Genomic DNA, 7,790 nt, shown 5'->3' with positions numbered 1-7,790 from the left:
ACCCCGCACAAACTGCATGCGCTGAACCACAAAGGCGAGTTTTTCTCGGTCAAGGGTCCACTGAACATCGCACGCTCGCGCCAGGGCCAGCCGGCGATTTTCCAGGCGGGCACCTCGGAGGATGGGCGTAACTTTGCGGCCGAACATTCCGATGCGATTTTCGTGCACGTCGAAACCATCGAAGAAGCCAAAACCTACACTGCCGATTTGAAGCGTCGCGCCAAGGGCTTCGGTCGCGATGCCAACACCCTGTCGATCCTGCCGGGCATTCGCCCGATTGTCGGCCGTGATGCGGCTGAAGTGGAAAGCCGTTACCAGCAAGCCGTAGAGCTGGTGTCGATCGAGGACGCCATCGTCGCCCTCGGCCGTCCGTTCAATGACCACGATTTCAGCCAATACCCGCTGGACGCGCCGTTCCCGGAGCTGGGCGACCTGGGCTCCAATAGCCAGAAAGGCGGCTCCGACCGCATCAAACAATTGGCCAGGGACGAAGGCCTGACCTTGCGTGAAGTGGCCCTGCGTTTCTCGCGGCCCAAGCGTGATTTTGTCGGCACACCGGAACAAGTTGCCGACGCGATCCAGACCTGGTTCGAGAGCGGCGCCAGTGACGGGTTCATCATCAATTCGGTGCTGCCGGATGGTTTGCAGTACTTCACCGAACTGGTGGTGCCGGTGCTGCAGCAACGCGGCCTGTTCCGCAGCGAGTACAGCGGCCACACCTTGCGCGACAACCTGGGCCTGGACGTGCCGGCCAACCGCTACAGCGCCGCCGAGGTCGAAGAACAGCAGGAGGCGCTGGCATGAGCGAATCGTTGAACCGCCAACCGGCCGATGTGCACGCCGACCATCTGGCGACCTGGGCGCCTGCTGCGTTGCAGGTCAACATTGACCAGCGTCAGCGCCGGGTGGATGAAACGGTGTTGCGGGAGGTGGAGCGCTGGGTGGGTCAACAGCCTGCGATAGCGGCCTGTCAGTAAAAACCTGCTGACGGACTCACCGCCTTCACAGGCAAGCCAGCTGCCACCTTTTTGACCGAGTACCTGCATATGACCCAGCCTTCGCTACGCTCCGTGGAAGTCGCCGACTTCGAAGCCTTGCTCGAACGCCTCAGCGCCGAACTGGCCAGCACCGCGCCGCTGTACGACGACAGCGGCGCGTTTCCCCACGCCAACTTCCAATTGCTGCATGAACACGGCCTGCTCGCCCTCACCGTGCCCAAGGCCTTGGGTGGCGGCGGTGCAAGCCTGCTCCAGGCACGCAAGGCGATCAGTGCGATTGCCAAGGGTGAGCCGTCTACCGCGCTGATCCTCGTCATGCAATACCTGCAGCACACACGCCTGCAAGACAGCAAAACCTGGCCTCAGCACCTGCGTGTGCACGTCGCCCAAGACGCCGTCAACAACGGCGCATTGATCAACGCCCTGCGCGTCGAACCCGACCTTGGCACCCCGGCCCGTGGCGGCTTGCCGGCGACCACCGCCGTACGCACCGCCGAAGGCTGGCGCATCAGCGGGCGCAAGATCTACTCCACCGGCAGCCACGGCTTGAGCTGGTTCAGCGTATGGGCGCGCAGCGACGATGCCGACCCGTTGGTGGGCGCCTGGCTGGTGCGCAAGGACAGCCCCGGCGTGAGCATCGTCGACACCTGGGACCACCTGGGCATGCGTGCCACGTGCAGCCACGAAGTGGTGCTCGACAACGTGCTGGTGCCGCTGGACCACGCCGTCAGTGTCAGCCCCTGGAGCGCACCGCAGCCGGAGTTGGATGGCGACGGTTTCCTGTGGATGTCGGTGCTGCTGTCGTCGGTCTACGACGCCGTGGCCCAGGCCGCCCGCGACTGGCTGGTGAATTGGCTGGAGTCACGCACGCCTTCCAACCTTGGCGCCGCGTTGTCGACCTTGCCACGCTTTCAGGAAACCGTCGGGCATATCGACACCCTGCTGTTCGCCAACCGCAGCCTGCTCGATGCCGCCGCCGAAGGACACACCCCGGCAGCCAACGCGGCGCAGCTCAAGTACCTGGTGACCGGCAACGCCATTCGCGCCGTCGAGTTGGCCATCGAAGCCTCGGGCAACCCAGGCCTGTCGCGCCACAGCCCGCTGCAACGGCACTACCGCGACGTGCTCTGCAGCCGCGTGCATACCCCACAGAACGACGCCGTGCTGCAAGGCGTCGGCAAAGCTGTGTTCGCCCAACGTCAGAAGGAACGCACATGAGTCAGGTGATTATCGCCAGTCAGCTGGACGAAGATTTCAACCAAGTGATCCGCGAGCGCCTCGCACCGCTGCACCCTGAAGCCCAAGTGATCGGCGTGCCCGTCGGCGTGCCAAGTGACCTGCCGCCCCAGGCGAATATCCTGCTGCTGCGCCCGATTAATGTGCGCGGCTATACCGCGCCTGATACGCCGCCGCCGGGCTGGCCGTACGGTGCAAAGTGGGTGCACCTGGTGTCGTCGGGCATCGACTTCTACCCGCAATGGCTGTTCAACGGCCCGTCGGTGACGACCTCACGGGGCGCTGCCGCCGATAACCTCGCAGAATTTGCCCTGGCGGCAATCTTCGCCGCGGCCAAGCATTTGCCGGCGATCTGGGTGCAGGATGCGCAATGGAGTTTCACCGCGTTGCGCCCGCTCAAGGGCACCACGCTGGGCATTCTCGGCTTTGGTGCGATTGGTCGCAGCCTCGCGCAGAAAGCCCAGGCCCTGGGGATCAATGTCGTCGCGCTGCGTCAGAGCCAGACGCCCTTCGATGTCGACGGTGTTGAAGCAGCAAAGGACATCCACGACCTGTTCGCCCGTGCCGACCACCTGGTGCTGGCCGCGCCGCTGACCGAGGCGACGCGGCATATCGTTAACCGCGAGGTGCTGGGCAGCGCCAAGCCGGGGCTGCACCTGATCAACATCGCTCGCGGTGGTTTGCTGGATCAAGAGGCGTTGCTGGAAGCCTTGGATAACGGCCAGATCGGCCTGGCGTCGCTGGACGTCACCGAACCAGAACCGCTGCCGGACGGACACCCGCTGTACACCCACCCGCGCGTACGGCTGTCGCCACATACGTCGGCGATTTCGACGAACAGCAAGCACGAGATTGCCGATACGTTCCTGGCGAACCTGGAGCGTTATTTGAGCGGTTTGGAACTGACGAACCTCGTCCGTCTCTGAGCCCGGCCCCCTTCAAACGGTGGGAGCGGGCTTGCTCGCGAATACGGTGTGTCAGCGACAAATAAGGCAGCTGACACTGCGCTTTCGCGAGCAAACCCGCTCCCACAGGGGGTCGGCGTCTTGCCAGTTTTTCAGCAACCACCGGCCAGGCGCTCGCGCAGGAACTCCACCAACGCCTGCACCGGCCTTGAGCTCTGCCGGTGCTGGGGGTAGACGGCCGACAGGGTCAGGGCTTCTGGCGCGAAGTCTTCGAGCACCGTCACCAAGCGCCCGTCTTTCAGGGCGTCTGCGACGATAAAGGTCGGCAGGTAAGTCACGCCCAGCCCGGCGATCGCGGTGTCGCGCAGCAACTCGCCGTTATTCACGCGCATGCGCCCGGCGACATTCACCGACTGCAACTTGCCCTTGGTCTGAAACCGCCATTGCACCTGGCGGCCATGGCCGTAGGGCAGGCAATCGTGGTCGGCGAGGTCGTCGGGTTTGAGTGGCGTGCCGCGCAGGGCCAGGTAGTCGGGGCTGGCGCAGTACACACGCTGAATGCTGGCGATGCGTCGGGCAATCAGGGTGGAGTCTTCGAGCGTGCCGATGCGCAGCACCAGGTCATAGCCTTCGCCGATCAGGTCCACGGGGCGGTCGCTCAAATCCACCTCCACCGACACGTGCGGGTGCCGTTGCAGGAACAACGGCAACAGGCAGCCGAGGTGGGCCATGGCAAACGACAACGGCGCGCTGAGGCGAAGGGTGCCGCGCGGCTCGCTGTTCTGGCCGGCGATGCCCTGCTCCACCTGCTCGACTTCACTGAGCAGGCGCAAGGCGGACTCGTAGTAACTCTGGCCGAGCGGCGTGACATCCAGGCGGCGGGTGGAGCGGTTGAGCAAGCGCACGCCCAGCCGCTCTTCCAGCTGGATCAGGCGGCGGCTGACGAATTGCTTGGACAGGCCCAGTTGTTCGGCGGCGGCAGTGAAGCTGCCGGATTCCATGACCTGGCAGAACAGGCGCATGTCTTCGAAGGGGTTCATTGTCGCTTCTCGGTAGACATTTAGCGGTTTTATAACACGCACACTTGGTCGTTCCCACGTTCTGCGTGGGAATGCCGCCCTGGACGTTCTGTGTCTGCTTGCAGGTCGTGACGCGGAGCGTCACTGGATGCATTCCCACGCAGAGCGTGGGAATGATCAGGGGCTTGAGAACCGGTTACTTGGCGGTAAACGCCGAGTAGCTGTTCATCAGGTTGCGGTAGTTGGGAATGCGCGGCGACAGCAGGTTGGCCAGGCCTTCCATGTCGTTGCGCCAGTCAACCTGCAGCTCGCAGGCCACGGAGAACCAGTTCACCAACTGAGCGCCAGCGGCTGTCATGCGCGCCCAGGCAGCTTGTTGCACGGTTTCGTTGAAGGTGCCGGAAGCGTCGGTAACCACAAACACTTCGAAGCCTTCAGCGAGGGCGCACAAGGTCGGGAACGCGACGCACACATCCGTCACCACACCGGCAATGATGATCTGCTTGCGGCCAGTAGCCTTGACGGCCTTGACGAAATCTTCGTTGTCCCAGGCGTTGATCTGGCCAGGGCGCGCAATGTACGGCGCGTCCGGGAACAGTGCCTTGAGCTCTGGCACCAGAGGGCCGTTAGGGCCGCTTTCAAAACTGGTGGTGAGGATGGTCGGCAACTTGAAGAACTTGGCCACGTCGGCCAGGGCCAGCACGTTGTTCTTGAATTCGTTGGGCGAAAAATCCTGCACCAGAGAAATCAGGCCGGTCTGGTGATCCACCAACAGCACCACGGCGTCGTCTTTGTTCAAGCGCTTGTAAGTCATGGGGTAACTCCTTTGGGGGTTTTAAATCAGAAGGCAAAGCACGAACAGCCAAACGCACCCCAGAAACCCTGGAAGTCGCTGACCGGTGCGTTCGAAAGGCGCGCTTTTTCATGGCCATGGGCATGCACACCGCACGGGCCGCTGCACTGATGCACTTGCGCCTGCAACGGCGAGGTCGGGCGCCAATGGCCCGGCACCTTGACCACCGGCGACCAGTCCGGCAGCACCGGTACACGCGGCGGGGCAAAACCCTCGAAGTCGCCGGCGCCATACACCACCTTGCCGCCGACCACGGTCAGTACCGATTCGATCCACTTGATGGCTTCTTCATCGACGCTGAAAAAATCGGCCGAGAGCGCGGCGACATCGGCTAACTGGCCGACCTTGATCTGGCCCTTCTTGCCCTGCTCGGACGAGAACCAGGCGCTGCCATGGGTAAACAGCTCCAGCGCGGTGAGGCGCGGCAAGCCTTCGGCGTGCAGTTCAAGACCACCCACGGTACGGCCGCTGACCATCCAGTACAGCGAGGTCCACGGGTTGTAACTCGACACGCGTGTGGCGTCGGTGCCCGCCCCTACCGGCACGCCTTCGGCGAGCATGCGCTTGATCGGCGGCGTGGCTTCGGCGGCTTTGGCGCCGTAGCGTTCCACAAAGTACTCGCCCTGGAACGCCATGCGGTCCTGGATCGCAATACCGCCGCCCAGCGCCCGTACGCGCTCAATGTTTTTCGGCGTAATGGTTTCGGCATGGTCGAAGAACCACGGCAAGCCATTGAACGGAATGTCGCGGTTGACCTTCTCGAACACGTCGAGCATGCGCGAGATGGATTCGTCATACGTGGCGTGCAAGCGGAAGGGCCAGCGCTGCTCGACCAGGTGGCGCACCACCGGTTCCAGCTCCTGTTCCATGGTCAACGGCAGGTCGGGGCGCGGTTCGAGGAAATCCTCGAAATCCGCCGCGGAAAACACCAGCATCTCGCCCGCGCCGTTGTGGCGCAGGTAGTCATCGCCCTGGTGCAGGGTGACGCTGCCGGTCCAGTGCTTGAAGTCGCTGAGTTCTTCCTTGGGCTTTTGGGTGAACAGGTTGTAGGCGATGCGTATCGTCAGCTGTTCGTCCTTGGCCAGTTGCTCGATCACCGCGTAGTCGTCGGGGTAATTCTGGAAACCGCCGCCGGCGTCGATGGCGCTGGTGAGGCCGAGGCGGTTGAGTTCACGCATGAACTGGCGCGTCGAGTTGACCTGGTATTCCAGCGGCAGTTTCGGGCCTTTGGCCAAGGTCGAGTACAAAATCATCGCGTTCGGCCGCGCCACCAGCATGCCGGTGGGGTTGCCGTTGCTGTCGCGCACGATCTCGCCGCCCGGCGGGTTCGGCGTGTCCTTGGTGTAACCGGCCACCCGCAGGGCAGCACGGTTGAGCAAGGCGCGGTCGTACAGGTGCAGCACAAACACCGGCGTGTCCGGCGCGGCCTGGTTGAGTTCTTCCAGGGTCGGCATGCGCTTTTCGGCGAACTGGAATTCGTTCCAGCCACCCACCACGCGTACCCATTGCGGCGTGGGTGTGCGGTCGGCCTGGTCCTTGAGCATGCGCAACGCGTCGGCCAGGGAGGGCACGCCTTCCCAGCGCAGTTCGAGGTTGTAGTTCAGCCCGCCACGGATCAGGTGCAAGTGTGAGTCGTTAAGCCCGGGGATCACGGTGCGGCCCTTGAGGTCGATGACCTGGGTGCCACTGCCGCGCAAGGCCATGGCCTCGCCGTCGGTGCCGACGGCCACGAAGCGGCCCTCGCGGATGGCGACGGCGGTCGCACGCGGGTTTTCACGGTCCACGGTGTGGAACTGGCCATTGAACAGAATCAGATCGGCGTTCATAGGGTTTCCTTAACAGAGGCTTCAAGCCAGGGAGCAAACAGGCGGGTGGCGGCCGGCATCAGCAGGTAGACCACCAGCAGCACGATGGTCACGGTCACCAGGAAGGTGGCGACCACATAGTTGGAGAGGAACGGGTGCAGGCGCAGCACCGGCCCCCAGATGATCGGAATCAGCAGCGTCAGCGGCAGGATCACAAACAGGGTGACCACTGCTTGTTTCCAGCGCGGGGGTTTGGCGGCGCTGTCAGCCAGGGGGGCGAACCAGAACTCGTTGACCGCACCGATTTCAGTGTTGTCGCCGTTGGCGAGCAAGGGCGCGGCTTCGTCGATCAGGGTTTTGCGCTCGGGGGAGTCGAGCCAGCGTTCGAGCGCGTCGGTGGAGCGGTAGCGCAGGACGCAGGTGAACAGTGCCAGGCTGTTTTGTTGGCTGCGCACGACATCGACGCCGAGGTGCCCGGGACGCTCGCCGGCGATACGCACGATGCGGCGCAGCCAGGCTTCGTAGTCGGCTTCGTGGCCGGGCTTGATGAGGTGTTTGACGACCAGGGTGACGACTTCGTCTGGGCTGGTTTTGGGTGTTGGGTCCATGGCTTTTTGATTCCCCCCTGGAGAGTTGAGCGTTGGGGGAGTCTGGGGGGGTTGGGTTTTGGGGAATTGGATGTATGTGCTGTTTTTTTGGGGGGCTTCGGGGGGCTTGCTTTGCTTTGTGGGCATATCCGTTATTTGGGTGATGGCCTCTATGGGTTCCGCTCTTACAGCGGGTCACTTTTTATAGAGCGCAAAAGTAACCAAAACGCTCTTGCCCCTCCACTCGGCACCTCGCCTCCGGCTCGGTGTGCCCGCACTCCGGCTTGAATCCGTGGGCCGCCGTGACGGGCCATCCATGGCCCAACACGGCTAACCCGGCGTCCTGCCGGGTTACCCACGGATTCAAGCCTGCGTGCGGCCATCGTG

8 protein-coding genes are annotated in these 7,790 nt (G+C 63.4%); 4 read left to right on the top strand and 4 right to left on the bottom strand.

Going from position 1 to position 7,790, the window contains the following annotated elements; translation table 11 throughout:
- The 4 genes from WBB95_RS22400 to WBB95_RS22385 form a co-directional block, all read left to right on the top strand.
- The coding region (locus WBB95_RS22400; RefSeq protein WP_424489558.1) for an LLM class flavin-dependent oxidoreductase at positions 1-804 on the top strand (804 nt) is incomplete at its 5' end.
- The gene (locus tag WBB95_RS22395) at positions 801-977 is read left to right on the top strand and encodes a hypothetical protein (RefSeq protein ID WP_424489557.1); all 177 of its coding nucleotides are present in this window, start codon (positions 801-803) and stop codon (positions 975-977) included. The genes WBB95_RS22400 and WBB95_RS22395, both read left to right, overlap by 4 nt.
- A gap of 69 nt (positions 978-1,046) precedes the next feature.
- Positions 1,047-2,216 (top strand): acyl-CoA dehydrogenase family protein, encoded by a 1,170-nt coding sequence (locus WBB95_RS22390; protein ID WP_424489556.1) that lies wholly within the window; start codon positions 1,047-1,049, stop codon positions 2,214-2,216.
- Complete coding sequence (locus tag WBB95_RS22385) at positions 2,213-3,160, top strand: D-isomer specific 2-hydroxyacid dehydrogenase family protein (protein WP_424489555.1); 948 nt, start codon at positions 2,213-2,215, stop codon at positions 3,158-3,160. Before WBB95_RS22390 ends, WBB95_RS22385 begins: the two co-directional genes overlap by 4 nt.
- Before the next feature lie 131 nt (positions 3,161-3,291).
- Here the strand turns inward: WBB95_RS22385 and WBB95_RS22380 are convergent, their stop codons facing one another.
- The 4 genes from WBB95_RS22380 to WBB95_RS22365 all read right to left on the bottom strand — a co-directional run bounded on the left by WBB95_RS22380 (position 3,292) and on the right by WBB95_RS22365 (position 7,424).
- Positions 3,292-4,179, bottom strand: coding sequence for a LysR family transcriptional regulator (locus tag WBB95_RS22380; protein WP_424489554.1), 888 nt, complete (start codon positions 4,177-4,179; stop codon positions 3,292-3,294).
- A gap of 175 nt (positions 4,180-4,354) precedes the next feature.
- Positions 4,355-4,972 carry an isochorismate family cysteine hydrolase YcaC gene (gene ycaC, locus WBB95_RS22375; protein WP_424489553.1) on the bottom strand — a complete coding sequence of 206 codons (618 nt, stop codon included), beginning with the start codon at positions 4,970-4,972 and terminating at the stop codon, positions 4,355-4,357.
- A 26-nt stretch (positions 4,973-4,998) separates the two neighbouring features.
- Complete coding sequence (locus WBB95_RS22370; RefSeq protein WP_424489552.1) at positions 4,999-6,837, bottom strand: amidohydrolase; 1,839 nt, start codon at positions 6,835-6,837, stop codon at positions 4,999-5,001.
- Complete coding sequence (locus WBB95_RS22365) at positions 6,834-7,424, bottom strand: antibiotic biosynthesis monooxygenase (protein WP_424489551.1); 591 nt, start codon at positions 7,422-7,424, stop codon at positions 6,834-6,836. Before WBB95_RS22365 ends, WBB95_RS22370 begins: the two co-directional genes overlap by 4 nt.
- Between the last annotated feature and the right edge of the window lie 366 nt (positions 7,425-7,790).

Source organism: Pseudomonas sp. (genome assembly GCF_049645325.1).
GTDB lineage: Bacteria > Pseudomonadota > Gammaproteobacteria > Pseudomonadales > Pseudomonadaceae > Aquipseudomonas.
The sequence above is the reverse complement of the archived record's forward strand: the minus strand, read 5'-3'. Positions and strand labels throughout refer to the sequence as shown.

Coding starts and splice junctions, on each gene's coding strand:
- ycaC (WP_424489553.1), bottom strand. CDS start 4,972: ATGACTTACAAGCGCTTGAACAAAGACGACGCCGTGGTGCTGTTGGTG.
- WBB95_RS22365 (WP_424489551.1), bottom strand. CDS start 7,424: ATGGACCCAACACCCAAAACCAGCCCAGACGAAGTCGTCACCCTGGTC.
- WBB95_RS22385 (WP_424489555.1), top strand. CDS start 2,213: ATGAGTCAGGTGATTATCGCCAGTCAGCTGGACGAAGATTTCAACCAA.
- WBB95_RS22380 (WP_424489554.1), bottom strand. CDS start 4,179: ATGAACCCCTTCGAAGACATGCGCCTGTTCTGCCAGGTCATGGAATCC.
- WBB95_RS22390 (WP_424489556.1), top strand. CDS start 1,047: ATGACCCAGCCTTCGCTACGCTCCGTGGAAGTCGCCGACTTCGAAGCC.
- WBB95_RS22395 (WP_424489557.1), top strand. CDS start 801: ATGAGCGAATCGTTGAACCGCCAACCGGCCGATGTGCACGCCGACCAT.
- WBB95_RS22370 (WP_424489552.1), bottom strand. CDS start 6,837: ATGAACGCCGATCTGATTCTGTTCAATGGCCAGTTCCACACCGTGGAC.